This window comes from Pseudomonas sp. BW7P1 (assembly GCF_024981055.1).
In the GTDB taxonomy this organism is placed as follows: Bacteria; Pseudomonadota; Gammaproteobacteria; order Pseudomonadales; family Pseudomonadaceae; genus Aquipseudomonas; species Aquipseudomonas bananamidigenes.
In genome coordinates, this window is the sequence record NZ_CP103374.1 from 790,553 (window position 1) to 815,703 (window position 25,151).

The following is a 25,151-nucleotide window of genomic DNA, read 5'->3' on the forward strand; positions in this document are numbered from 1 at the left end:
ACTTCCGAATATGACCTTGAACCCGACTTAAACAAGTACTTTCTATCTATGGCTAAAATTATCGGCATCATCGTCGTATTCGCGAGCGTGCTCGGCGGATACGTGCTCTCCCACGGCAAGATTGCCGCCCTGATCCAGCCTTTCGAGGTGATGATCATCGGTGGTGCGGCACTCGGGGCGTTCCTCCAGGCCAACCCCGGCTACATGACCATGCACGTGCTCAAGAAAGCTCTGGGCATGTTCAGCTCGCGTTTCAGCCACACTTTCTATCTGGAAGTGCTCGGCCTGATCTACGAAATCCTCAACAAGAGCCGCCGCGAAGGCATGATGGCCATCGAAGGCGACATCGAAGATGCCGCGGCGAGCCCGATCTTCGCCAAATACCCGGCGGTGCTGAAAGACGAACGCATGACTGCGTTCATCTGCGATTACCTGCGCATCATGTCGTCCGGCAACATGGCGCCGCATGAGCTCGAAGGGCTGTTCGACATGGAACTGTACAGTCTCAAGGAAGAACTGGAGCACCCTTCCCACGCGGTCAACGGCATCGCCGACGGCATGCCCGGTTTCGGTATCGTCGCGGCGGTACTGGGTATCGTGGTGACCATGGCGTCGCTGGGCGACGGCGACCAGAAATCCATCGGTCTGCACGTAGGTGCGGCACTGGTCGGTACCTTCTTCGGTATCTTGGCGGCCTATGGTTTCTTCGGCCCGCTGGCGCATTCCCTGGCCCACGATGCCAAGGAAGAGCTTAACGTCTACGAGGCCATCAAGGCTTCGCTGGTGGCTTCGGCTTCCGGCATGCCGCCGTCGCTGGCCGTGGAATTCGGGCGCAAGGTTCTGTACCCGGCTCACCGCCCCAGCTTCGCCGAGCTGGAACAAGCGGTTCGCGGTCGCTAAGTCATGGAAAATAACCAGCCGATAATCATCAAGCGCGTCAAGCGCTACGGTGGCGGGCATCACGGCGGGGCGTGGAAGATCGCCTTCGCCGACTTCGCGACGGCGATGATGGCGTTCTTTCTGGTGTTGTGGCTGCTGTCCACCGCGACACCGGAGCAGAAGATCGCCATCGCCGGTTACTTCAAGGACCCGGTCGGCTTCTCGGAAAGCGGCACGCCTTACATCATCGATCTGGGCGGTACACCGACCCTGGCGCCGGAGAACACCCTCAACCCTGAAGTGAAGTCTCAGCCGCAACCGGACAAGGTCACGGTCGACACCGATCAGGTCGAAGGCATGGCCGAGCAGGTCGAGAAGGAACGTCTGGAACTGTTGCTGCAGGAACTGCAGAACAAGGTCGACGAGAACCCGCAACTGCAGAAGTTCAAGGATCAGATCCTGTTCGAAATCACGCCGAACGGCTTGCGCATCCAGATCATGGACGCCGAGAACCGGCCGATGTTCGACTCCGGTTCCGCACGCCTGAAGCCGTACTTCGAAGACATCCTGCTGGCCATGGCCGACACCATCAAGGCAGTGCCGAACAAGATCAGCATCAGCGGCCATACCGATGCCAAGCCGTACACCGGCACCGGCGACTTCGGCAACTGGGAGCTCTCGGCCAACCGTGCCAATGCCGCCCGGCGTGCGCTGGTGGCGGGCAGCTATCCGGACGGGCAGGTGGCACGGGTGGTGGGTTACGCCTCGTCGGCACTGTTCGACAAGGAGAACCCATTCAATCCTGTCAACCGTCGCATCGACATTGTGGTGCTGACCAAGAAGGCCCAGGCGGCCATCGAAGGTTCGCAAGGCGCTGAACCGGCGAAACCCGCAGAAGGGCAGAACGGCGCCGATCCGGCCAAACCGGTCGATCCGAACGCGTTGCCGGCGGATCAGCAGCCGGTGCCGGCCCACGAGTTGCGCGAACGGCTGAACCTGTTCGACGACCCGCTGCCGAAACCGGCCGAACCGGGCAGCGCGGCGCCAGCCCCGGCGCCTGCTGCACCGGCCACTGCACCGGCTCCTGCGCCGAAACAGTGACCTGCAAAAAAGCCGCGAGATGATCGCGGCTTTTTTGTGTCCGGTTGCCTAGTACCCGTTTTCGGGCAGGCTGGCGATGATCGAGCGGTAGCTGTTCATCCGCTGTTGCTGGATGCGTCCTTCTTCAAGGGCCTTGAGCAAGGCACAGCCCGGTTCGCGATCGTGCTTGCAGTCACGGAAGCGGCAGGTACCGAGCAGGTCGTCGAACTCGATGAACCCTGCCTCGACATCGGCGCGGCTGACGTGGCCGAGGCCGAATTCGCGGATGCCCGGGGAGTCGATCAGCTCACCGCCGCCCGGGAAGTGGAACAGCCGTGCGGTGGTCGTCGTGTGTTGACCCTGTCCGGACCATTCGGACAGCGGGCCGACACGGGTTTCGACATCCGGCAGCAGGCTGTTGACCAGCGATGACTTGCCGACACCGGACTGGCCGACGAATACGCTGATGCGCCCGTCGAGCTGCTTCTGCAGCTGTGCCATGCCATTGCCGTGATGTGCCGAGACTTCCAGCACCGGGTAACCCAGCGTGCGGTACACCGCCAGCAACGCGTTCAGCGCCGGGGCGTTCTGTTCGTCGATCAGGTCGAATTTGTTCAGCAGCAGCAACGGACGGATGCCGGCGTGTTCGGCCGCGACCAGATAACGGTCGATCAGGTTGGCGTGGGGCTCAGGCAGCGGGGCGAAGACGATGACGATCATGTCGACGTTGGCGGCCACCGGTTTGAGCTGGCCACGGCTGTCCGGGCGGCACAGCTCGGTGGTGCGCGGCAGTTGCGCGACAATCACGCCGATGCCCTGGTTGCCGGCACGCCAGACCACTCGGTCGCCGGTCACCAGCGCGGGCAGGTTGGCTCGCAGATAGCAGCGGAAAACCTGGCCGGCCAGTTCGCCGTCAACGGCCTCGACTTCGACCTGCACACCGAAGTGGGCGATCACCAGGCCGTGTTGCTCCGGGCCCAGGTCGCCGCCTTCGAGCGCCTCGACCGCCGAGGACTCGCGTTTGGCGGCGCGGGCGGCGCGCTCGCCCTGAATCTTTTCGATGCGCCAGTTCTGGCGACGATTGAGTTGGCGTTTGGCCATGGGTGTTCCGTCTGAAGAATGCAGCGATTAGGTAAAACGGCCGCGAGTTTAGCACGCCCGGGCATCGGCCTAGGCTAAACTGCGCGGCATTGCCTAGGAGTCGAAATATGCAGAACCCACAGAACCTGATCTGGATCGACCTGGAGATGACCGGTCTGGATCCGGAAAACGACGTGATCATCGAAATGGCCACCATCGTCACCGACAGTGACCTGAACACCCTGGCCGAAGGCCCGGTGATCGCCATCCACCACAGCGACGAAGTGCTCGCCCGCATGGACGAGTGGAACACTCGCACCCACGGCAACTCCGGCCTGACCCAGCGCGTGCGTGAAAGCCGCGTGAGCATGGCCGAGGCCGAAGCCGAAACCATCGCCTTCCTCGAAAAGTGGGTGCCGAAAGGCAAGTCGCCGATCTGTGGCAACAGCATCTGCCAGGATCGTCGCTTCCTCTATACCCACATGAAGTCGCTGGAAAGCTACTTCCACTATCGCAACCTCGACGTCTCCACGCTCAAGGAGCTGGCGGCTCGCTGGGCACCGGACGTGCGTGACAGCTTCAAGAAGGGCAGCACCCATCTGGCGCTGGACGACATTCGTGAGTCCATCGCCGAGTTGCAGCACTACCGCAAGCATTTCATCAAGTTCTGAGATCGCTGACCGATGTGATGAGGGGGCTTGCTGTCGCCTTCCCTCATCACGCACGTTCAGCAAAGCCCTCTTCTGGTGCAGCCCTGAAATGGCTAGACTGCGCGCCTTCCCGCCAGGATCGCCACCATGTTGCTGATGCTCTACCTCGTCGCCATTACTGCCGAAGCCATGACCGGCGCCCTGTCTGCGGGCCGCCGAGGCATGGACTGGTTCGGCGTGGTGCTGATCGCCTGCGTCACGGCGCTGGGCGGCGGTTCGGTGCGCGATGTACTGCTCGGCCACTACCCGCTGACCTGGGTCAAGCACCCGGAATATCTGGTGCTGACCACAGTCGCGGCAATGATTACCGTGTTCACGGCCCGCTGGATGCGTCACCTGCGTTCGCTGTTTCTGGTACTCGACGCAGTCGGTCTGGTTGCATTCACTCTGATTGGCTGCATGACTGCGCTGGAAATGGGCCACGGCATGTTGGTGGCTTCGGTCAGTGGCGTGATCACCGGGGTGTTCGGCGGTATCCTGCGAGATATCTTCTGCAACGACATCCCGTTGATCTTCCGCCGTGAACTCTACGCCAGCGTCTCGTTCGCTGCGGCGTGGTGTTACATGCTTTGTCTGTATCTGAATGTGCCGAGTGAACAGGCAATTCTGATCACCCTGTTCGGTGGCTTTCTTCTGCGGTTGTTGGCGATTCGCTTCCATTGGGAAATGCCGAAGTTTGTCTATAACGACGAACATTGATACTTCTTGCAGTCATTTGTTTGTTGAGTAACAGCTTTGCAAGTTGTTGGTAACTCGCAAATTAATGTTTCTTACATTTTTTGCTTTTTCGGTTTTTTGGAGGTTGTGCTACTTGTTTGATTGATGGGTTTTTCAATGTCCGTCTTCAATAAGTAAACCTTCAAAGGAAGAGCGTCATGAATGAAAATGCAGGAGCAACATCCGGTCAGGAAATTATTCCGCCCGTCATCCAGTACCTTTCAAATTTCAAAGTGAAGTTTGATGCCGGTGACGGCGCTCGCAGTAAATCGTTGTACGGTAATGGCCGCATGCAGGTGAAAGTGCAAGTATTGGTTTCCGGTGTCGATGTTGACGGCAATGCGATGCACCTGGCGGCGGATGTAATGGACAGCATCGAACTTGTTCACTACAGCACTGGGAAAACATTGCGCGACGGCTGGGCCGCGAGTACCGAACAAGGGCGGTATCCCCTTGAAGCCAAAACTTCGCTCACTGCCTCCGAGGTCAATGACGACGTTGCGGAAGATGACAGTGTCCATCCTCAGGTGCGCACCTTCTGGGTATCTTCCTCGGTGGCCGGGACGACCCAGATCGCTGCGCGCCTGAAGCTGAACGGACAGCGGATCCTGAGTAACGGCACGACGCTTTCCAGCGTCCATGACAGCAGCGTAACGATCGAGGCCCAGCTCCCGCAGACCTATGCCATTGAACAGTTCCGCTGGTATCAAACCAGGCGCGGTAATGAGGAACCCGGCAATCGCATCTGGAACTATTATCTGGGTCTGTATCCCCAAGGGCAGCAGATCAAACTGGTCGATTGGATTGCAGATGGAATTGATGCCGGTGTTGACCATGATTTTGCAGGGGGTAACAAACTCAATGAATCAAAAACAAACTATATGCGCGCCACGGTTGTGCGTCCTGAACGACGTGAACTGAGTGTAAAGTTGCCATTTATCGGTGATTCAATCGCCTTTGTTTTTGATGACGCAATTACACGGTACGACAAGCTTTATGCTGTCAGGGTCAATGATCACGACGGCGAGCTGACCGTCGTTCAAGCGCTTTCCGAATACTCGTCATTTGCGCCAGCGTCCAGATTCGGCGATGTGTTTCACTTTCGTGCCATTGATCAATATGGTACGGAACACAGGCTGGCCATTCGCATGAATTTCATCGAGCGCAATATCTATCTGGAACGAGGCTGACCCAGGTTTTGGGGGGGGGTGGTAGATATCTAAGCTGTTTTACCTGTGTCTGCCAATAAGCTGTGATGTTCAATCCCGTGGTAATTGCATGGAAGTGCTTTACCTCAATTCTGGCGTTGACCCTTCAATGATGCGGGGTCAACACAACAGCACCTCAAGGATGAGCATTCATGGCTGGCAAACCGCCAAAGGTCAAACCTGTACCCGACCCAAACAAAACACCCGATTCCGGCGCGGTGGGTTCATATCGGCCACCGTCTCCCCCTTCGTCAATGCCGCATTTGCCCGTGACGCTTCGCCTGGAACCGTCGCAACCTTCCAGTCGGCCGCCTGACTCGATCGCGGTGACGCCGTCGGTCGCTATGGAGGTGAGCCCGTTGTTTCCCGCGAACGACGAGTTTGCGCTGCTTGCCGCCGGGGCCGCCCTGACCGATTACCGGATTCCCAGGCCCAAAAGCCTCGGCGAGGCCGATGCCCAGGGCATCCGGATGTTCAAGCAGCGTCAGTATGTGCCCGTTGACGATGTCCATTTTGTGCAAGTGGCACCGGATCCCGAGAGTGGCCTGTTTCGCGCCATGCAAGCCAGAGAACTCAGCCCTTCTGGCCCGTTACTGATACCGGACAGCGAGGGCCGGTTCTGGGTTGCGCTGGACAACAGCGATCCACGCAATCACATGGCAAGGTTTAATTCGCTGCACGGGCGAACGGTTGAACCTGTGAGTGAAGCGCCGGGGCGGGCGCCACTTCCGCTGGCTGTCGATCCCGCCGCCGTGCATTACGGGCAAACGGCAGGGATGAGAGGGGGAGCCGGTAACAATCCGAGGTTGGCAAAGTCGGTTGCGGACCGTGTACGAGATCTCTATCCGCAGCTCTCGAATGAGGAGCAGACGGCGTTTATCAACGAGCGTCTGAAGAGTGATCCGTGGGGAACATTGACCCGACTGGAAAAAGAGTTTGAGACATTGCGTGATGAACTGGCGCTCTGGCGTGACAGGAAGGCCTCACCTCATTGGGTATCTCCGGCGCAGCGCCAGGCGCGCGAGCAATTCAGCGCAATGCTGCAAGATATCTGGCAGCGCAAGTCGGTTTCGAGATGGGGATACGGTGACTATCATTTTTCGTCCGACATCGATTTTTCTGGCGAATTACCTGGGTTATCCGCCCGGTTCGAGTACGTAACAGAGCTGGTATTGAAGGCCAGAATACCGGGGACTCGAATAGGTGCGTTCCTCGACAGTTTTCCCAACGTTCAATACTTGATGGTCGCTGGTGTAGAAATGGAACAGCTCCCGCCAGGCATTTTTCAGATGCGTGCGTTGCGTCAGCTCACACTGAATAATTGTTCGCTTGAACTCACAGAGGCGACGGCTGAAGGAGTGTCAAGAATAGAAACGCTCACGGTGTTGAATCTGGCACGCAATCCTCTGAAAGTCGCTCCGCATGTAGGCTTCATGCCGGATTTGAAAGAATTGACGTTGTATGAGGCGAGTCTTTCCAAGGTTCCTACAGGTGTAGATGCCCTGGGAGAACTCCGGGTGCTGGCGCTGCAGGATAATGATATTTCCGATTTGGGTGATGAATTATTCGATATTCCGGATACACAGGATTTGTTTGTCGGCCTGGTGAATAACCCCTTGAGTAACGCGTCAAGGCAGCGCGTTATCCAGTATCTGGATAATTCCAGTATGGATCGGAAAATTGAAATTCAGATCGAAGAGCCACTTTCAGAGGCGGAGTTTGAGAGTGGCTCGTCAGAGAGCGGATTCGGGACCGGCTCGGACAGTGACTGATTGTTGATGAAAGTAACAGTCGTCGTGTTTTTCAAACATGATTGGATAAATATAAGTAGCTCAACGTTCTTCTTCTGCTTTCGGCTCGGCCGGAATCAGGAGGAGAATGTTTATTAAAGCTCCGCAATCAAAGGCCGAAAAGGGAGTGCGTAAATCTTGCAAGCTGTAACGTGTCGTTTTTTTGATGTTTGAGAGGGTGTGTGAGTTTTTTGTTTTGATATTGGAATGTTTCCCTGGTGGTTGTTGTTAATGTTTTGTAGGGTGTTCGGTCTTTTTCTGATTTGTTGTTTGTGGGTCAATGCTTTGGCGCGCTCCAGGTAGCGAGCGCTATTTGTTAATTGCCAAGGTGTTGTTTGATGTTTGAAGAGAAAATTGATATTTCCCGTATCGAATTGAAGGTCGATTCCGCAAAGTCTGGCCGACATAAAGTTGTGTACGCCAACGGTCGCATGCAGGTACGCGTATTGGTACTTTTGCATGGCGTCGATAACAATGGAAACGGCGCGTCACTGTATGGGCATCCCGCTCTTAAGTCACTGCGGTTGATTGCCTATAACGGTGCACGACCACTGGAAGGTGACTGGAACGTAACCGTACAGGAAAACCGTTACGCTCATGAAATGTCGGGCGGTGCAGCACGGGTGACTGAAGTTCCGCGTGTCAGGGACAATCGGATAAGTGACGAGTCTGACCCGGTGCAGATTTTTGAGTTCTGGGTTTCCGCCTCCAGGCCCGGCATCATGGAAGTCGCTGCCGAGATTGTCATGAACGACGTGACATTGCGAACCAACGGAGTAGGTTTTGACAGCAGTGTCACGCTGGAGGCGATTCCGCCGAAAGTGTATCCAGTGAGCAATTTCTCATTGAGCAGATTTGATGAGAAGCGACAGGTAGCCCGATATGACTGGATCCAGAGCCATCATATCGGTCTGCATGCAGAAGGCCGGCAGATTCACCTTCTGGACTGGTTCAGCAGTGAAGTGAAATTGGATCAGTATGATTCTGAAAACGCGGTGCAGGTGTATGTGTCAGGCAATATTCCCGGTACGCAGGATGGTCGCAGAAACTTTTATGGTTATCTGGCACCGATTTATGGACTGAAAACAAGCTTTCGTGGCCCCCTCGGCTACGTGACGGTGCCGATCAACAAAGTACCTGGACAGTTGACGCTTGTTCAGTATGTTTCTGCTGATCTGCAAGTAGGACGAGAAACTGAAGACGCATTCGAGTTTGTAGTAATCGATGAGTTCGGTACGGAGCACAGACTTCGTATCGATGGTAACAAGGAGCAGCGTACTTTTATTTTGGAAGAGTCCAGGCGGCCAATGAAACAGCTTGTCTGATTTCGTCATGCGGCCAGTGAGTTGTTTCTGGTCAAGTTGATTTGCCAATATTTGGATCTGGAAATAAAAGGACGATTTTCAATGGAAAGTAATTCATCTTTCGCTGTTCATTCAAATGCTTTCAATTTCGGTGAGTTTGTTTCTGGAGGGGTTGACCCTCGCACCGGTATGTATACGTGCGCCTTTTCCTTGGGAAAATTGCATTCGGTGGATCTCAATGGTCCGGTACTTGGACTTTCGCTGGGCTTCAATCCGCTCAATCAGTCAGACAGCGGTTTCGGCATCGGCTGGTCTTTGACCATGACGCAATACGACTTGCGCAGCAAAGTCATGACGTTGTCCAACGGTGAGCGCTATAAGGCCGTGGAGACTTCTTCCGGATTGAATTTCAAGGAAATGAAACTGCAAACGGCCAAGGTCCTGAAAACCGGGGCCGGGCGCTATGAAGTGCGGTACAAGGATGGTCGGCGTGAACTGCTTAAAGTTCAGGCCGGCACGCACATCGCGGTTGCGGAAAAAATCATTGCCCCGAACGGAGCCAGCATCGCGCTGAAGCATGAGTTGTTCAATCAAGTGCCCCTGTTGAGCGAAGTTCGCGACGCCCAGCGATGTCTGTTGAAAATTTCACGCAAGGCCGGTCAGGTGACATTGGCCCGGTATCCCGATACCTCCGCCAGTTCCGAGTTCAGGTTGATCTTGAAAAACAGTCGGGTGACGGCAATCGAACTTCCGGTCGGCAGTGGCTGGGAACTTGAATATGAAGTCATTGATGAAGCCATCTATTTGTGGCGTATTGTCAACCCGTTACGCGGGGTGGAGTTCATCCGCTACAAGCGCAAAGGTCACCACTTCGTGAATGACGTGGAACAGACTCTGCCGTTTGTCATCGCGCACGATATCTACCCAGGGCGCAACCAGCCCAGGCTGTGCAAAACGTACACATACTCCGACCATAATTTTCTCGGGCATGGCCTTGTCTCGCCCAGAAGTAACGACGGAGACCCACTCTACCTGGCGCCCGCCCAATACGTTTATTCCTGCGACGAGCGACTGCTGGTCAATGGCAAGGTGCACACCTGGATCAAACGCACCTACAACAAATTCCATTTGCTGGTCGAAGAAGTGACGACCTGTGGCGACGCCCGGACCACAACCACCACTGAATATCATTGTTCCGTCACCAAGCCATTCAATGAGCAGCCGGCTCAGTTCCGCATGCCGAAGGTTCAAAAGGTGACTTATATCGATCGGCGCACTCAACAGACGCGCGAGGAAACCACCGTCACCGAGTTCGACGACGAAGGCAACTTGCTCAAGTATGTCGAGCCGAGCGGGGTGACGACTTTGTCGGAGTTTTATCCGCCGAGCGGAGGAGACACTTGCCCGGAGGATCCGCTGGGTTTCACCCGATTCCAGAAAAAGCGAACGGTCATCCCTGCGGCGGAGGGTGGAAACCCGACTGTCACGTACTTCGACCATGTGCTGCATCCCGCGTTGGAGGGGGCAGGCCTGGCATTCATCCTGCCGGCTGAAGAGCGTTTTTTCGAGGTCGTGAAAGGGGTTGGGATCCTGCGATCGAAAACCGAAAAAAGTTACCTGAATACGCCGCAGGACCCGCTCAAGCACGGGGCCATGAAAGAGCAAAGCATCACCCGTAACGGCAAAAGGACCTGTACGCAATTCTCCTATGAGCTTGAGGGTTCCAGCCTGCGAGTGAAGTCATGCACGCGCGGGTTTGATGGCACGCTGCAGACCCACGAGAAAGTACTCTCTACGCTGACCGGATTACAGTTGTCAGAGGTCGGTGTCGATGGCGAGCACATCGAACATGAATACGATGAGATCGGCAGAGTGGTGCGCAAAACCGTTGCCCGCGACACTCCCTATGCATCATCGACCCAGTGGGCTTATCGGGCCGCCAGCAAAAATCAGCCGGCCATGATGGTCACCACAGATCCTGCCGGCGGCGAACAACGTGTGACCTATGATGGCCTGGAGCGGGTGAACACCGTACAGGAAAAGGATTGTGACCATCCTGACGAGAGTGGGCTTTCTCAGGCTCGCATCATCTACTCCGCCATTCATGATTCGGCGGGTCACAGGGTGCAAGTGACGCTCACCGATTGGCGCAATGGCAAACCTTGCCCGGTGATCACCCGCTATCAATTCGATGACTGGGGCCAGATCAGCAAGATACTCCATGCCGATGGGCGTATCGAACACAGCGAGGTCGAGCCCGTCGCCCGCCAGCAAACGAACTGGCTCCAGGGGATGGGGAAGACAGTTACTCGCGTCAACGGGTTCGGCAAACCAGTGAGTGTCGAGAGCTTCAATCTACAAGGCGAGAGTCTCGGCAAAACCGGTTACACCTATGACGGTCTCGGACGCACAATCAGCCAGACTGATCCGGCCGGCAACACCACTCGATATGAGTACGACGTCTTTGACCGGATGATCCGCAGCGTCCTGCCTGATGCCAGCGAAGTGGTAACCGACTACGCCGATCACAGTGACGAAGCGCTGCGCGTCGGCATTCAGGTCAATGGAAAAGTACTGGGCCTGCAAACCTATGACGGGTTGAATCGTCTGATAGAAAGTACAGTGGGCGGGCGCAAGTCCGAAGCCGGTTACGAAGGGGGCTTCAGTCAGCCACAGTGGTACAGGAGTGCCGACGGCAAGAAAATCGAATTCACTTATTTGCGCGATCTGGGCGGTTTGCTGACTGAGCGCAGGGCGGGCGATTTGCTCACGACGATGACGTACGACCCCGTCAGTGGCCAGCCACTGACTTGCGTCGAAAGCGGCAGGGAGCGCCGTTTCACGTATTACCCTTCCGGGCGCGTCAAATCTGAAACGATGACCAGCGGCACGATCAGCAAAGCGGCTTCCTTTACCTATTCCCTTGAGGGGCGACCGATTACCCATGTCGATGTACTCGGAACCGAGCTGAGGTCCGAATACGATGACCATGGCCGCTTGCTGTCAACCTTGCAGGGTTCGTTGAAAACCGAATTCCACTACAACCTCCAGACAGGCATGCTGGAATGGACGAAGACCGAAGAAACTTCGATCAAGCGTCAAATGATCACCCGGTTTGCCTATGACGATATCGGTCGTGAAATCCGCCGTACCTTCGAGGTCAGGGGCCAGCCCGACCAGATGCTGGAGTCGACTTATACGCTTGCCGGCAAGCTGGCGCGGAAAGTGTTCCGACGCGGCACGCAGGTATTGCGAGATGAACAGTTTGCCTACGATGTGCGTGGGCGTCTGATCCAGTATGACTGCTCCGGAACCCACAAGCCCCGGGATCCTTATGGCAAGGAAATTGTCCAGCAGACCTTTTCGTTCGATGCGCTGGATAACCTGCTGACCGTACAGACGCGGTTCCCGTTGGGTGTGAACTTGACTACCTTCAGTTACGACAATCCTGACCCTGTACAGGTCAGTGCAGTCAGGCATTCGCACGCCGACTATCCATCGGCAGTGACGCTGGAATACGACGCCAATGGCAGAATGATCAAGGATGATCAGGCGCGAACCCTGGCTTATGACGCATTCGGGCGTCTCGAGAAGCTGACCGGCGCGGGCGGTGGAGTCATTCGCGGATACCATTACGACGGTTTCGACCAGTTGGTAGAGCTGTCGCAACCGAATGCGGTCGCTGCCCAGCGTTATTACCATGAAGGCCGGGTCTGTCATGAAGTAAGCGAAAAGAACTCATCCAGTATCATGCGTCACGGCGGATTGCTTGTCGGTCAGCAGCAAGTCGGTATCAACGCCGGCACGCAGTTGTTCGGCACTGATCAGCAGCAAAGTGTGCTGGCGGAACTGGGTGAAGATCAGCTGAACGATTGTGTTTATAGCCCTTATGGGCATCGTCCTGTCGAAGGTGGCCTGTTCAGTCTGGCGGGGTTCAATGGTGAGCAACTCGACCGGGTTACCGGCCTTTATCTGCTGGGCAACGGTTATCGCGCTTACAGCCCGACGTTGATGCGGTTTCTCGGCCCCGACAGCATGAGTCCGTTCGATGGGGGAGGATTGAATGCCTACGCTTATTGCCTGGGCGATCCCGTCAATCGTGTCGACCCGACAGGACATATTTCCTTTCAATCGATTCTGGGGATCGGATTAGCTATTCTCGGAATTGTTGCCAGCGTGCTGACGATGAGTGCCGCAACGCCATTGGCTGTGGCGGCATTGGGGTTTGCGGTTGCTTCGGGCTTGGCAGGCATTGCCAGCGAGGTGGTCAATGGGCTTGCGCCGGATTCCCAAGCCGGTGAGGTATTGGGTTGGGTCAGCGTTGGCCTCGATCTGGCTTCGTTCGGTGCAGGACTGGCAGCCGGTGCAAAAGTGGCTGTGAACGCTGGCAGAAAACTGGCCTCGGCCTTTGAGCAGGGACTCAGTTCCAAGGGCACGAAGGAAATGGGCAAAGCGCTCGCCAGCGGGAAAAAGCCCAAGGGGAAAGGCGCCAGGGCAGCGGCGAAGAAAGCGAGTGCGCCGGTTGAGGAGCCGGTCGAAACGAAATGGACGCTGGTCAGGCCCAAAGACAAAATGAACTATCTCAGGACCGAAGCGCTCGAGGCCTCAGAGGCCAAGGCGGAAGCGTTCATGCAGCATATCGAGGCGGGTAACTCCCCGACTTCCGCTGCCGCGCTCATTCATGCCGAGTACACGCCAATGTACGGGCCATCCGGCTCCTCGTCGAAGTCGATGCATCTTTATTTGTCGAAAGGTGACCGGATTTACCTTACGGAAAACACTAGAGACAGGATTGTCATCATCAAGCAGCTGGGTGGCCACCATAAGGAAAAAAAATAGGCAAGGATCACGCGGTCCGGCAGTGCCAGGCACAAAACGAAAGCGCCAGTGCCAAGGTTATGACTTGGGTACTTGACTTGTCGGGTTCGCGGGTGAAGGTCGTGTGTGTTGTTTCAGCGCCCACTCCACATGCTCTCTGACCAGCTCTGACGGATATTCCCGTCGCGCCTTCAACGCTTCCAGCACAGGAATCGTCGAAGGCGCATTCCCCAGCCCCACGGCCAGATTGCGCAGCCAGCTCTCATATCCGGCGCGGCGCAGTGGCGAACCCTCGGTGCTGCTGAGGAACTTGTCTTCATCCCACAGAAACAGCTCGGCCAGTTCGGCGTTGTCCAGATTGTGCCGTGGCTTGAAATCGCTTTCGCCGGACGGGCTGGCGAAGCGGTTCCACGGGCAGCAGATCTGGCAGTCGTCGCAGCCGAACACCCGGTTGCCGATCAGTGGTCGCAGGTCTTCGGGGATGGCGTTCTTCAGTTCGATGGTCAGGTAGGAAATGCAACGTCGCGCATCCAGCACATACGGACCGACGAACGCGTTGGTCGGGCAGATATCGAGGCACGCAGTGCAGCGTCCGCAGTGTTCGGTGCTGTGGGGTTCATCGACCGGCAGCGGCAGGTCGACGAACAGTTCGCCGAGAAAGAAATAACTGCCGGCCTTGCGGTTCAGCACCAGGGTGTTTTTACCGATCCAGCCCAAGCCCGCCTGTTCGGCAATGGCTTTTTCCAGCACCGGTGCGCTGTCGACGAACGCGCGGAAACCGAACGGGCCGATTTCGGATTGAATCCTGTCCGCCAGTTGTTGCACGCGTTTACGGATCAACTTGTGATAATCCCGGCCCAGGGCATAACGGGAGATGTAGGCTTTTTCCGGTTTCGCCAGCATTTGCGCCATTTGCGTGTCGCCCGGCAGGTAGTCCATGCGCAGGGACACCACGCGCAAGGTGCCCGGCACCAGCTCGTCGGGATGCGAGCGTTTGCTGCCATGGGCACCCATGTAGTCCATTTCGCCGTGATAGCCGGCCTCGAGCCAGCGTTGCAGGTGCCGCTCATGCTCGGCCAGGTCCACACCGCTGATGCCGACTTGCTGGAAGCCCAGCTCGCGGCCCCAGTCCTTGATGGATTGGGCGAGGGCGGGAAGATCTGTGGTAATGGCGGACATGAGACGAGAGAAACCGGAGCTGAGGTGCGTATAATTCTGCCAGACATCGGAGCCCGAAGACGCATGCCGCACACTAAAGATCAATTACCCGACGCGCTGTACCGCGCCGCGCAGGTGCGGACCCTCGACGCACGGCTGATTGCCGCTGGCACGCCGGGATTCGAACTGATGCAACGTGCCGCCCATGCCACCTGGCGCGCACTGGTGCGCCAATGGCCTTCGGCGGACGCATTGACTGTGCTGGCTGGGCACGGCAACAACGCCGGTGACGGTTATCTGGTAGCGGTGCTGGCCCGTCGTGCAGGCTGGGCGGTACAGGTGCTGGCCGTCGGTGATCCGCAACGTCTGCAGGGTGATGCGGCTCTGGCACATGCCGAGGCGCTGGCCGAAGGCGTTGCGATTGCGGCGTGGAGTGCTTCCGGTGAATTGCGCGGAATTGTTGTCGATGCGCTGCTTGGCACCGGTCTGAGCGGGGACGTGCGTGAGCCGTATGCATCTGCCATCGCAGCCATCAATACCAGTGGCCTGCCGGTGGTGGCGGTCGATATTCCTTCCGGTTTGTGTGCCGATACTGGCCATGTGCTGGGCAGTGCCGTGCGGGCTGACCTGACCGTGACCTTCATCGGTCTCAAGCTTGGCCTGTTAACCGGGGACGCGGCAGATCACGTCGGCGTCCTGCTGTTCAACGATCTGCAAGCGTCGGCCGAAACCTGCAGTGACATCGCCATCGCTGCCCGCCGGCTCGACACCGGTAACCTGCCGCGTCTGCCAGCTCGGGCGCCGGCTGCGCACAAGGGGCGTTTTGGCCATGTCCTGCTGATCGGTGGCGATCATGGCTTTGGCGGGGCGATTCTGCTCAGTACCGAAAGCGCCTTGCGCAGCGGGGCGGGGATGGTGTCGCTGGCGACCCGTCCGGAACATGTCCCGGCAGCGTTGAGCCGGGTGCCGGAAGCCATGGCGCTGGGCACTTCATCGGCCAATCAACTGATGGGGCTGCTGGAAAAGGTGTCCGTGTTGGTGGTCGGTCCGGGACTCGGGCAGGCGAGTTGGGGCCGGGCACTGCTGTCGGCCGCCGCCGATGCGCCGCTGCCGCAGGTGTGGGACGCCGATGCGTTGAATCTGCTGGCCACCGGTTTCGTCAGTTTGCCCAAGGGCTGTGTGATCACGCCGCATCCGGGGGAAGCGGCGCGTCTGTTGGGGCTCGGCGCCGCCGAGGTACAGGCGGATCGCCCGGCCGCTGCGCTGGCATTGAGCAAAAAATACGCAGCGGTGGTGGTGCTCAAGGGCGCGGGCAGTCTGATCGCCCACCCCGACGGGCGCCTGGCGTTGTGTCATCAAGGCCATCCGGCGATGGCCACCGCAGGCCTCGGCGATGTGCTGGCCGGGCTGGTCGGGGCGTTGCTGGCCCAGGGCATGGAGCCGTTCGACGCGGCGTGTCTGGCGGTCTGGCTGCACGCCAACGCCGGGGCGCAACAAGGTAAATTCGGCCGTGGGCTGGCGGCCAGTGATCTGATTCCAGCCATTCGTCAGTTGTTGGAGGAGCATGCACCGTGTCTGAAGTAACCCTGTACCTGGCCGATGAACAGGCGATGAGCGACTTTGGCGCACGGATCGCCCGCGTGACCGGGGGGCATGGCCTGATCTTCCTCGAAGGTAACCTCGGCATGGGCAAGACCACGCTGTCGCGGGGCATCATTCGCGGGCTGGGGCATGTCGGTGCGGTGAAAAGTCCGACCTTCACCCTGGTCGAGCCCTACGAGATCGGTGACATCCGTGCCTTCCACTTCGATCTGTATCGCCTGGTCGATCCGGAAGAGCTGGAGTTTCTCGGTATTCGCGACTATTTCGAAGACGACGCCCTGTGCCTGATCGAGTGGCCCGATAAAGGTGCAGGCTTTTTGCCAAAGCCTGACCTGACCATTACCATTAGCCCGCAAGACAGCGGGCGTTCGCTGACTATTTTGTCCCAAGGCTCGCGTGGCGAGGCCTGGTGTGCCGCTTTGGCGTTGGAATCCAAATAAATGATGGGGTTAGGTATGCGCTTTCGCGCGTTGGTGGCTGCCGCTGGACTGATGTTGATGGCAGTAACCGTCAACGCTGTGGCCGAGACAAAGGTCAACAGCGTGCGCCTGTGGCGGGCGCCGGACAACACGCGTCTGGTGTTCGACCTGACCGGCCCGGTGCAGCACAGCGTCTTCACCCTCACGGCCCCGGACCGTCTGGTGATCGACATCAACGGCGCTACCCTCGGCGCGCCATTGAAAGTCTCCACCGCCAACACACCGATCACCGCCATGCGTTCGGCCCAGCGTACGCCAACCGATCTGCGGGTGGTCATCGACCTGAAGAAAGCCGTCACCCCGAAAAGCTTCTCGCTGGCGCCGAACGCGCAATACGGCAACCGTCTGGTGGTCGACCTGTTCGACAACCCGGCCGATGCTGCGCCGCCGCCAACACCGGCCCCGACGCCAACGGTCGCCACTGTTCCCGCGGTGCCTGTGACGCCGGCCGAGCCTGCGATCAAACTGCCTCCGGCCCCTGCCGGCAAACGCGACATCATTGTCGTGATCGACGCCGGTCACGGCGGTGAAGACCCGGGGGCGTCCGGCTCACGCGGCCAGCGCGAAAAAGACGTGGTGCTGCAGATCGCCCGTGAACTGCAACGCCAGGTCAACGGCATGAAAGGCTTCCGCGCCGAACTGACCCGTACCGGCGACTACTTCATCCCACTGCGCGGCCGCACCGAAATTGCCCGCAAGAAAGGCGCCGACCTGTTCGTTTCGATCCACGCTGACGCCGCGCCATCTGCGGCGGCGTTCGGAGCGTCGGTGTTTGCCTTGTCCGACCGTGGTGCCACCTCGGAAACCGCCCGCTGGCTGGCCGACAGCGAAAACCGTTCCGACCTGATCGGCGGTGCCGGCAACGTCAGCCTCGACGACAAGGACCGGATGCTGGCCGGTGTTCTGCTCGACCTGTCGATGACCGCTTCGCTGACCTCCAGCCTCAACGTCGGCCAGAAAGTCCTGACCAACATCGGCCGCGTCACGCCACTGCACAAGCAGCGTGTGGAACAGGCCGGGTTCATGGTGCTGAAGTCGCCGGACATTCCGTCGATCCTGGTGGAAACCGGCTTCATCTCCAATGCCAACGAAGCTTCGAAGCTATCGGCGTCGAGCCACCAGCAGGCGCTGGCGCGCTCGATCAGCAGCGGCGTGCGCCAGTTCTTCCAGCAGAACCCGCCACCGGGCACCTACATTGCGTGGCTGCGTGATTCGGGCAAGATCGCCCAGGGGCCGCGTGATCACCGGGTCAGCCCGGGTGAAACCCTGGCGATGATTGCCGTGCGTTATCAGGTGTCGGCAGCCACTCTGCGCAGTGCCAACAACCTGAGCAGCGATGAGTTGAAGGTCGGTCAGCACCTGACCATTCCAGGCACCGAGCTGGCGTCCAAAGAATGAATCAGGTTCTGAATGCTGCCCGTATCGAACTGCTCAGCCCGCGGCTGGCGAACCAGATCGCTGCCGGCGAGGTGGTGGAGCGCCCGGCCTCGGTAATCAAGGAACTGCTGGAAAACAGCCTTGACTCCGGCGCCAGACGCATCGATGTCGACGTCGAGCAGGGCGGTGTCAAACTGCTGCGGGTGCGCGACGATGGCAGCGGGATTTCCGCCGATGACCTGCCACTGGCCCTGGCCCGTCACGCCACCAGCAAGATCCGCAATCTTGAAGACCTCGAACAGGTGATGAGTCTGGGCTTCCGTGGTGAAGCACTGGCGTCGATCAGTTCCGTGGCACGCCTGACCCTGACGTCCCGCACCCGTGACGCCGATCAGGCCTGGCAGGTCGAAACCGAAGGCCGCGACATGGCGCCCCGCGTGCAGCCGGCGGCTCATCCGGTCGGCACCTCGGTGGAAGTCCGCGACCTGTTCTTCAATACCCCGGCACGGCGCAAATTCCTCAAGACCGAAAAAACCGAATTCGATCACCTGCAGGAAGTGATCAAACGTCTGGCGCTGGCGCGTTTCGATGTGGCATTCCATCTGCGCCATAACGGCAAGACCATCCTCAGCCTGCACGAGGCCCACGACGATGCGGCCCGCGCCCGGCGTGTGGCGGCGATCTGCGGTTCGGGTTTCCTGGAGCAGGCCCTGCCGATCGAGATCGAGCGCAACGGTCTTCACTTGTGGGGTTGGGTCGGTCTGCCGACCTTCAACCGCAGCCAGGCGGATTTGCAGTATTTCTTCGTCAATGGCCGCGCGGTGCGCGACAAACTGGTGGCTCACGCGGTGCGTCAGGCTTATCGCGATGTGCTGTTCAACGGCCGGCATCCGACATTCGCGCTGTTTTTCGAGGTCGACCCGGCCGCTGTCGACGTCAACGTACACCCGACCAAGCACGAAGTACGTTTCCGTGACGGACGCATGGTGCATGACTTCCTCTACGGCACGTTGCACCGTGCGCTGGGCGATGTGCGGCCTGAAGATCAGCTTGCCGGTTCCGTCACCACTGCGATCCAGCGACCGACCGGCCTCGAAGCCGGTGAGTTCGGTCCGCAGGGTGAAATGCGCCTGGCTGCCAACTCCTTGCTGGAGCAACCGCAAGCGCAACCGGCGTTCAATACGTCGTCGGGTGCCAATGCTGGCGGCGCTTATCAGTATCAATACACACCGCGTCCGCAATCGGCTGTGCCGGCTGCCGAGGCGCAGGCCGCGTATAGCGAGTTTTTTGCGCCGTTGCCGGAAGCGAATGCCAATGCATTGCCGGCCGGCCAGGAAGATATTCCGCCGCTGGGCTATGCGCTGGCGCAGCTCAAGGGCATTTATATTCTTTCCGAAAACGCCCATGGCCTGGTTTTGGTGGACATGCACGCCGCTCATGAGCGGATCATGTACGAGCGCCTGAAGATCGCCATGGCCAGCGAAGGCTTGAGCGGTCAACCGCTGCTGGTGCCAGAGTCGCTGGCGGTCAGTCAGCGCGAGGCCGATTGCGCCGAAGAGCACGCGGCATGGTTCCAGCGCCTTGGCTTCGAGTTGCAGAGACTGGGCCCGGAAACCCTGGCGATCCGGCAGATTCCGGCCTTGCTCAAGCAGGCCGAGGCCAATCGTCTGGTGGGCGATGTGCTGGCGGACCTGATGGAATATGGCACCAGCGACCGGATCCAGGCGCATTTGAACGAGCTGCTCGGCACCATGGCCTGCCACGGCGCGATCCGCGCCAACCGCCGCCTGGCCTTGCCGGAAATGAACGGCCTGCTGCGTGACATGGAAAACACCGAGCGCAGCGGTCAATGCAACCATGGCCGACCGACCTGGACCCAGCTGGGCCTGGACGATCTGGACAAACTGTTCCTGCGCGGTCGTTGATGAGCCAGCTTCCTCCAGCGATTTTCCTGATGGGCCCGACCGCTGCGGGCAAGACCGATCTGGCCATCGAGCTGACCAAGGTACTGCCCTGCGAGTTGATCAGCGTTGACTCGGCCCTGGTCTACCGCGGCATGGACATTGGCACGGCCAAACCCTCCAGGGAACTGCTGGCCGAATATCCTCATCGCCTGATCGACATCCTTGATCCGGCCGAAGCCTATTCGGCTGCGGATTTCCGCCGTGATGCCTTGCAGGCGATGGCCGAAATCACCGCACGCGGAAACATTCCGCTGCTGGTGGGCGGCACGATGCTCTATTACAAGGCGTTGGTCGAAGGCCTGGCGGATATGCCGGCGGCAGATCCCGACGTTCGCGCACAGATTGAAGAAGAGGCTGCACGCCTTGGCTGGCAGGCCCTGCATGATCAATTGGCGGCAATCGATCCAGAGTCAGCGGCGCGTATTCATCCGAACGATCCACAGCGCCTAAGTCGTGCGCTGGAAGTCTTTCGGGTCAGTGGTCAGAGCATGACCGAGCTGCGCTTGAAACAATCTCGGCAAACGACTGATGCAGCGGCATCGGGACGGCAACAATTGCCCTATACTGTCGCGAACTTGGCGATTGCCCCGGCAAATCGTCAGGTACTGCATGAACGCATTAAACAAAGATTCACAAATATGCTGGAACAGGGATTTATCGACGAGGTCGTAGCCCTGCGTAATAGAAGTGACCTGCATGCCGGGTTGCCGTCTATACGTGCGGTAGGCTATCGACAGGTCTGGGATTACCTGGATGGCAAGCTGACGGCGGCCGAAATGCAGGAGCGGGGCATCATTGCCACGCGCCAGTTGGCCAAACGCCAGTTTACCTGGCTGCGCAGCTGGAGCGATTTGCACTGGCTTGACAGTCTGGATTGCGACAATCTGCCACGCACCTTGAAATACCTTGGGACCATCTCCATATTGAGCTGAGTCCTTGCAATTGCCGTCTATCCTTGGGGGAGTGGCGGCAAAAGCCATCTGATTACCTATTTTTTATATTGAATCCTTAAAGGAGTGCGGCACATGTCAAAAGGGCATTCGCTACAAGACCCTTACTTGAACACTTTACGTAAAGAGAAAGTTGGGGTTTCCATCTATCTGGTCAACGGTATCAAACTGCAAGGCACGATCGAATCGTTCGACCAGTTCGTCATCCTGCTGAAGAACACCGTCAGCCAGATGGTTTACAAACACGCTATCTCTACAGTCGTGCCAGTTCGTCCAATTCGTCTGCCAAGTGCATCCGAATCCGATGCAGGTGACGCTGAGCCAGGTAACGCCTGATAGGAGTGTCCTTTGTTCTTTGAGCGCCACGGTGGTGGTGAGCGAGTCATCCTCGTTCACTTGGATGGACAGGACCCTGAGGCGCGCGAAGATCCGCAGGAGTTTCAGGAGCTGGCAAATTCGGCAGGCGCCGAGACCGTTGCGTTTTTTAACGTACCGCGTCATCGGCCAACCGCCAAATACCTGATCGGCAGCGGCAAGGTCGAGGAACTGCGCGACCTGGTACATGCCGAAGAAGCCGATCTGGTGATCTTCAATCACGTCCTTACGCCGAGTCAGGAACGCAACCTCGAACGTGTCTTCGAGTGTCGCGTGATCGACCGTACCGGTCTGATTCTCGATATTTTCGCCCAACGCGCCCGTACCCATGAGGGCAAGCTCCAGGTTGAACTGGCCCAGCTTGACCACATGAGTACCCGCCTGGTTCGCGGCTGGACTCACCTTGAACGTCAGGGGGGCGGTATCGGCCTGCGCGGTCCGGGTGAAACCCAGCTGGAAACCGACCGGCGCCTGCTGCGGGTTCGTCTGCGCCAGATCAAGGGCAGGCTGGAAAAGGTGCGCAGCCAGCGTGAACAGTCACGTCGCGGGCGTTCCCGTGCGGAAATTCCTACCGTGTCTCTGGTGGGCTATACCAACGCCGGTAAATCCACGCTGTTCAATAACGTGACGAGATCGGAGGTGTACGCGGCCGACCAGTTGTTCGCCACACTGGACCCGACCCTGCGCCGTCTGGAACTGGACGACCTGGGACCGATCGTCCTGGCCGATACCGTGGGTTTCATTCGTCATTTGCCCCACAAACTGGTCGAGGCATTTCGGTCTACGCTCGAAGAGTCGAGCAATTCCGACTTGCTGTTGCACGTGATCGATGCGGCCGAACCGGATCGCATGCTGCAGATCGAGCAGGTGATGGTGGTGCTGGGCGAGATTGGGGCCCAGGACTTGCCGATCCTCGAGGTCTATAACAAACTCGATTTGCTTGAAGGCGTTGAGCCACAAATCCAGCGCGACGAGAACGGCAAGCCTCAACGGGTATGGTTGTCGGCGCGTGATGGCACTGGTCTGGAGCTGCTTGAGCAAGCCATTGCCGAATTGCTGGGCAATGATTTGTTTGTCGGAACCTTGCGTCTGCCCCAGCGGTTTGCGCGTCTGCGTGCGCAGTTCTTCGAGCTGGGCGCGGTACAGAAAGAAGAATACGACGAAGAAGGTGTCAGCTTGCTGGCCGTGCGATTGCCGCGTTCGGAGCTCAATCGACTGGTCAGCCGTGAAGGCGTTGTGCCGACGGAGTTCATCGAGCAACACACTTTGCAATAAAAGCCTGAAAAAGCGGTTGTGCCGCAACGGCAGGCATTCTGTAGCATTGGTCGGCGCGCCGTGGGTGCGTCTTTGCTTTATCAGATGGAGAGCGCTATGGCTTGGAATGAGCCGGGTGGCAACTCGAACAATCAGGATCCCTGGGGTGGCAAGCGTCGCAACAATGGCGACCGCAAGGGGCCGCCGGATCTCGACGAGACCTTCCGAAAGCTGCAGGAAAGCCTGAACGGGTTGTTCGGTGGTGGAAAGAAACGGGGTGACGACGGGGGCGGTCCGGGCAAGAGTGGCGGCTTCGGCGGCCTGCTCGGCATTGGTCTTGTCGTGTTGGCGGCCGTCTGGCTGTACAGCGCGGTTTACGTGGTGGACGAGCAGGAGCAGGCCGTGGTGCTGCGCTTCGGCAAGTACTACGAAACTGTCGGCCCGGGCCTGAATATCTATTTCCCGCCGATCGACAGGAAGTACATGGAAAACGTCACGCGTGAGCGTGCCTACACCAAGCAGGGCCAGATGCTGACCGAAGACGAGAACATCGTCGAAGTGCCGCTGACCGTGCAGTACAAGATCAGCAACCTGCAGGACTTCGTGCTGAACGTCGACCAGCCGGAAATCAGCCTTCAACATGCAACCGACAGTGCGCTGCGCCATGTGGTGGGCTCCACGGCGATGGACCAGGTGCTGACCGAAGGTCGTGAGCTGATGGCGAGCGAAATCAAGGAACGTCTGCAACGTTTCCTCGATACCTATCGCACCGGTATCACCGTCACCCAGGTCAACGTACAGAGCGCAGCCGCACCGCGTGAAGTACAGGAAGCCTTTGATGACGTGATCCGTGCCCGTGAAGACGAGCAGCGTTCGCGCAACCAGGCTGAAACCTACGCCAACGGCGTGGTGCCGGAAGCCCGTGGTCAGGCCCAGCGCATCCTTGAAGACGCCAATGGCTACCGTGACGAAACGGTCTCGCGCGCCAAGGGTGAGGCTGATCGCTTCACCAAGCTGGTGGCCGAATATCGCAAGGCGCCGGAGGTCACTCGTCAGCGTCTGTACCTGGACACCATGCAGGAAGTCTTCAGCAGCACCAGCAAGGTTCTCGTGACCGGCAACAAGAACGGCCAGAGCAACCTGCTTTACCTGCCGCTGGACAAGATGATCCAGAACAGTCCTGGCAATAACGCACCGGTTACCGGTTCTGCTGCTGCCGGCAACAACACGGATGTCGTGCCGCATGTCACCGACCTGCCGCAGACACGTACAAGGGAGACCCGCTGATGAGCAATAAATCGCTGATCGCCCTGATCGTTGGCGTTGTTGTGGTGCTGGTTGGCTGGAACTGCTTCTACATCGTGGCTCAGACCGAGCGCGCTGTGCTGCTGCAGTTCGGTCGTGTGGTTCAGGCCGATGTTCAGCCGGGGCTGCATGTGAAGGTGCCTTACGTTAACCAGGTGCGTAAATTCGACGCACGTCTGATGACGCTGGATGCACCGACACAGCGCTTCCTGACCCTGGAAAAGAAGGCGGTGATGGTCGATGCCTACGCCAAGTGGCGCGTGAAAGATGCCGAGCGCTTCTACACCGCGACTTCCGGCCTCAAGCAGATCGCCGACGAGCGTCTTTCCCGTCGTCTGGAGTCGGGTCTGCGTGACCAGTTCGGCAAGCGCACCCTGCATGAGGTGGTATCGGGTGAGCGTGATGCGCTCATGGCCGACATCACGGCTTCACTGAACAAGATGGCGGAAAAGGAGCTGGGTATCGAAGTGGTCGATGTCCGGGTCAAGGCCATCGATCTGCCGAAGGAAGTCAACCGCAGTGTGTTCGAGCGTATGAGCACCGAGCGTGAGCGTGAAGCTCGCGAGCACCGCGCCAAGGGTAACGAGCTGGCCGAAGGCATCCGCGCCGACGCCGATCGCCAGCGCCGCGTGCTGCTGGCCGAGGCTTATCGCGAATCCGAAGAGATTCGCGGTGACGGTGATGCCCAGGCCGCTGCGATCTACTCGAAGGCCTACGGTCAGGATCAGGATTTCTACGCGTTCTACCGTAGCCTGCGTGCCTACCGTGAAAGCTTTGCGAACAAGTCCGACGTCATGGTGCTCGACCCGAGCCTCGACTTCTTCAAGTACCTGGAGAAGCCCAAGCCTTGATGCGACGTTGACCTGAATCATTCCGCCCGGCGGCTAATACCTCGGGCGGGGTGATCCTTTCGGAAAACGTGTGTATGATGCGGCAGCCGGGAAATTCCCGGCTTTTTTGCGTCTGCACGTTTGATTGCTGTTTTTGTTGCAGAAGATCGGGTTGAATGGCCCGACAGTTATTCGAGGAAAGTGATGGGCGAAGCCGGTAACAGGCCTTTCGTCGCGTCGTTCATGCGCGTGCGTTTTGAACGGATCGGTC

19 protein-coding genes are annotated in these 25,151 nt (G+C 58.5%); 17 read left to right on the forward strand and 2 right to left on the reverse strand.

Features of this window, described 5'->3' with window-relative positions; all coding sequences use genetic code 11:
- Positions 1-48 precede the first annotated feature (48 nt).
- Together motA and motB are read left to right on the forward strand one after the other, a co-directional pair.
- Positions 49-900 (forward strand): flagellar motor stator protein MotA, encoded by an 852-nt coding sequence (motA, locus tag NWV16_RS03490; RefSeq protein ID WP_065258761.1) that lies wholly within the window; start codon positions 49-51, stop codon positions 898-900.
- A gap of 3 nt (positions 901-903) precedes the next feature.
- Entirely contained in the window at positions 904-1,980 is a 1,077-nt protein-coding gene (gene motB, locus NWV16_RS03495; protein ID WP_114881206.1) for a flagellar motor protein MotB, read from the forward strand.
- A 48-nt stretch (positions 1,981-2,028) separates the two neighbouring features.
- Here the strand turns inward: motB and rsgA are convergent, their stop codons facing one another.
- Positions 2,029-3,060, reverse strand: a complete 1,032-nt coding sequence (gene rsgA / locus NWV16_RS03500; RefSeq protein ID WP_260521986.1) for a small ribosomal subunit biogenesis GTPase RsgA — start codon at positions 3,058-3,060, stop codon at positions 2,029-2,031.
- Positions 3,061-3,167: 107 nt separating this feature from the next.
- Here rsgA and orn point away from each other — a divergent pair, with 107 nt between their 5' ends.
- The 6 genes from orn to NWV16_RS03530 all read left to right on the forward strand — a co-directional run bounded on the left by orn (position 3,168) and on the right by NWV16_RS03530 (position 13,607).
- The gene (orn, locus tag NWV16_RS03505) at positions 3,168-3,710 is read left to right on the forward strand and encodes an oligoribonuclease (RefSeq protein ID WP_065258764.1); all 543 of its coding nucleotides are present in this window, start codon (positions 3,168-3,170) and stop codon (positions 3,708-3,710) included.
- Positions 3,711-3,836: 126 nt separating this feature from the next.
- Entirely contained in the window at positions 3,837-4,448 is a 612-nt protein-coding gene (locus NWV16_RS03510; RefSeq protein WP_064379088.1) for a trimeric intracellular cation channel family protein, read from the forward strand.
- Between the two features lie 176 nt (positions 4,449-4,624).
- On the forward strand, positions 4,625-5,656 hold the full coding sequence (locus NWV16_RS03515) for a hypothetical protein (RefSeq protein ID WP_260521987.1): 1,032 nt from the start codon (positions 4,625-4,627) through the stop codon (positions 5,654-5,656).
- Positions 5,657-5,826: 170 nt separating this feature from the next.
- Positions 5,827-7,446 carry a leucine-rich repeat domain-containing protein gene (locus NWV16_RS03520; RefSeq protein WP_260521988.1) on the forward strand — a complete coding sequence of 540 codons (1,620 nt, stop codon included), beginning with the start codon at positions 5,827-5,829 and terminating at the stop codon, positions 7,444-7,446.
- A gap of 356 nt (positions 7,447-7,802) precedes the next feature.
- Complete coding sequence (locus NWV16_RS03525) at positions 7,803-8,789, forward strand: hypothetical protein (protein WP_260521989.1); 987 nt, start codon at positions 7,803-7,805, stop codon at positions 8,787-8,789.
- An 81-nt stretch (positions 8,790-8,870) separates the two neighbouring features.
- The gene (locus NWV16_RS03530; protein ID WP_260521990.1) at positions 8,871-13,607 is read left to right on the forward strand and encodes an RHS repeat domain-containing protein; all 4,737 of its coding nucleotides are present in this window, start codon (positions 8,871-8,873) and stop codon (positions 13,605-13,607) included.
- Between the two features lie 57 nt (positions 13,608-13,664).
- On the opposite strand, the gene queG is transcribed toward NWV16_RS03530, so the two are convergent.
- The gene (gene queG / locus NWV16_RS03535; protein ID WP_260521991.1) at positions 13,665-14,765 is read right to left on the reverse strand and encodes a tRNA epoxyqueuosine(34) reductase QueG; all 1,101 of its coding nucleotides are present in this window, start codon (positions 14,763-14,765) and stop codon (positions 13,665-13,667) included.
- A gap of 63 nt (positions 14,766-14,828) precedes the next feature.
- Between queG and NWV16_RS03540 the strand changes: the two genes are divergently transcribed.
- The 9 genes from NWV16_RS03540 to hflC all read left to right on the forward strand — a co-directional run bounded on the left by NWV16_RS03540 (position 14,829) and on the right by hflC (position 24,901).
- Entirely contained in the window at positions 14,829-16,328 is a 1,500-nt protein-coding gene (locus NWV16_RS03540) for an NAD(P)H-hydrate dehydratase (protein WP_260521992.1), read from the forward strand.
- Complete coding sequence (gene tsaE, locus NWV16_RS03545) at positions 16,316-16,786, forward strand: tRNA (adenosine(37)-N6)-threonylcarbamoyltransferase complex ATPase subunit type 1 TsaE (RefSeq protein ID WP_065258770.1); 471 nt, start codon at positions 16,316-16,318, stop codon at positions 16,784-16,786. The genes NWV16_RS03540 and tsaE overlap by 13 nt, the downstream gene beginning before the upstream one ends.
- Before the next feature lie 51 nt (positions 16,787-16,837).
- Positions 16,838-18,223 (forward strand): N-acetylmuramoyl-L-alanine amidase, encoded by a 1,386-nt coding sequence (locus NWV16_RS03550; RefSeq protein ID WP_409519372.1) that lies wholly within the window; start codon positions 16,838-16,840, stop codon positions 18,221-18,223.
- Positions 18,220-20,127 (forward strand): DNA mismatch repair endonuclease MutL, encoded by a 1,908-nt coding sequence (mutL, locus tag NWV16_RS03555; RefSeq protein ID WP_260521993.1) that lies wholly within the window; start codon positions 18,220-18,222, stop codon positions 20,125-20,127. The genes NWV16_RS03550 and mutL overlap by 4 nt, the downstream gene beginning before the upstream one ends.
- A complete protein-coding gene (gene miaA / locus NWV16_RS03560; RefSeq protein ID WP_260521994.1) occupies positions 20,127-21,098 on the forward strand; it encodes a tRNA (adenosine(37)-N6)-dimethylallyltransferase MiaA in 972 nt (323 codons plus the stop codon). The genes mutL and miaA overlap by 1 nt, the downstream gene beginning before the upstream one ends.
- 93 nt (positions 21,099-21,191) lie before the next feature.
- Complete coding sequence (gene hfq, locus NWV16_RS03565; protein WP_065258774.1) at positions 21,192-21,452, forward strand: RNA chaperone Hfq; 261 nt, start codon at positions 21,192-21,194, stop codon at positions 21,450-21,452.
- Between the two features lie 12 nt (positions 21,453-21,464).
- Entirely contained in the window at positions 21,465-22,766 is a 1,302-nt protein-coding gene (gene hflX / locus NWV16_RS03570) for a ribosome rescue GTPase HflX (RefSeq protein WP_065258775.1), read from the forward strand.
- A gap of 96 nt (positions 22,767-22,862) precedes the next feature.
- A complete protein-coding gene (gene hflK / locus NWV16_RS03575) occupies positions 22,863-24,032 on the forward strand; it encodes an FtsH protease activity modulator HflK (protein WP_260521995.1) in 1,170 nt (389 codons plus the stop codon).
- Positions 24,032-24,901, forward strand: a complete 870-nt coding sequence (gene hflC, locus NWV16_RS03580; RefSeq protein WP_260521996.1) for a protease modulator HflC — start codon at positions 24,032-24,034, stop codon at positions 24,899-24,901. Before hflK ends, hflC begins: the two co-directional genes overlap by 1 nt.
- Positions 24,902-25,151 lie beyond the last annotated feature (250 nt).

Coding starts and splice junctions, on each gene's coding strand:
- motA (WP_065258761.1), top strand. CDS start 49: ATGGCTAAAATTATCGGCATCATCGTCGTATTCGCGAGCGTGCTCGGC.
- motB (WP_114881206.1), top strand. CDS start 904: ATGGAAAATAACCAGCCGATAATCATCAAGCGCGTCAAGCGCTACGGT.
- rsgA (WP_260521986.1), bottom strand. CDS start 3,060: ATGGCCAAACGCCAACTCAATCGTCGCCAGAACTGGCGCATCGAAAAG.
- orn (WP_065258764.1), top strand. CDS start 3,168: ATGCAGAACCCACAGAACCTGATCTGGATCGACCTGGAGATGACCGGT.
- NWV16_RS03510 (WP_064379088.1), top strand. CDS start 3,837: ATGTTGCTGATGCTCTACCTCGTCGCCATTACTGCCGAAGCCATGACC.
- NWV16_RS03515 (WP_260521987.1), top strand. CDS start 4,625: ATGAATGAAAATGCAGGAGCAACATCCGGTCAGGAAATTATTCCGCCC.
- NWV16_RS03520 (WP_260521988.1), top strand. CDS start 5,827: ATGGCTGGCAAACCGCCAAAGGTCAAACCTGTACCCGACCCAAACAAA.
- NWV16_RS03525 (WP_260521989.1), top strand. CDS start 7,803: ATGTTTGAAGAGAAAATTGATATTTCCCGTATCGAATTGAAGGTCGAT.
- NWV16_RS03530 (WP_260521990.1), top strand. CDS start 8,871: ATGGAAAGTAATTCATCTTTCGCTGTTCATTCAAATGCTTTCAATTTC.
- queG (WP_260521991.1), bottom strand. CDS start 14,765: ATGTCCGCCATTACCACAGATCTTCCCGCCCTCGCCCAATCCATCAAG.
- NWV16_RS03540 (WP_260521992.1), top strand. CDS start 14,829: ATGCCGCACACTAAAGATCAATTACCCGACGCGCTGTACCGCGCCGCG.
- NWV16_RS03550 (WP_409519372.1), top strand. CDS start 16,838: ATGTTGATGGCAGTAACCGTCAACGCTGTGGCCGAGACAAAGGTCAAC.
- mutL (WP_260521993.1), top strand. CDS start 18,220: ATGAATCAGGTTCTGAATGCTGCCCGTATCGAACTGCTCAGCCCGCGG.
- miaA (WP_260521994.1), top strand. CDS start 20,127: ATGAGCCAGCTTCCTCCAGCGATTTTCCTGATGGGCCCGACCGCTGCG.
- hfq (WP_065258774.1), top strand. CDS start 21,192: ATGTCAAAAGGGCATTCGCTACAAGACCCTTACTTGAACACTTTACGT.
- hflK (WP_260521995.1), top strand. CDS start 22,863: ATGGCTTGGAATGAGCCGGGTGGCAACTCGAACAATCAGGATCCCTGG.
- hflC (WP_260521996.1), top strand. CDS start 24,032: ATGAGCAATAAATCGCTGATCGCCCTGATCGTTGGCGTTGTTGTGGTG.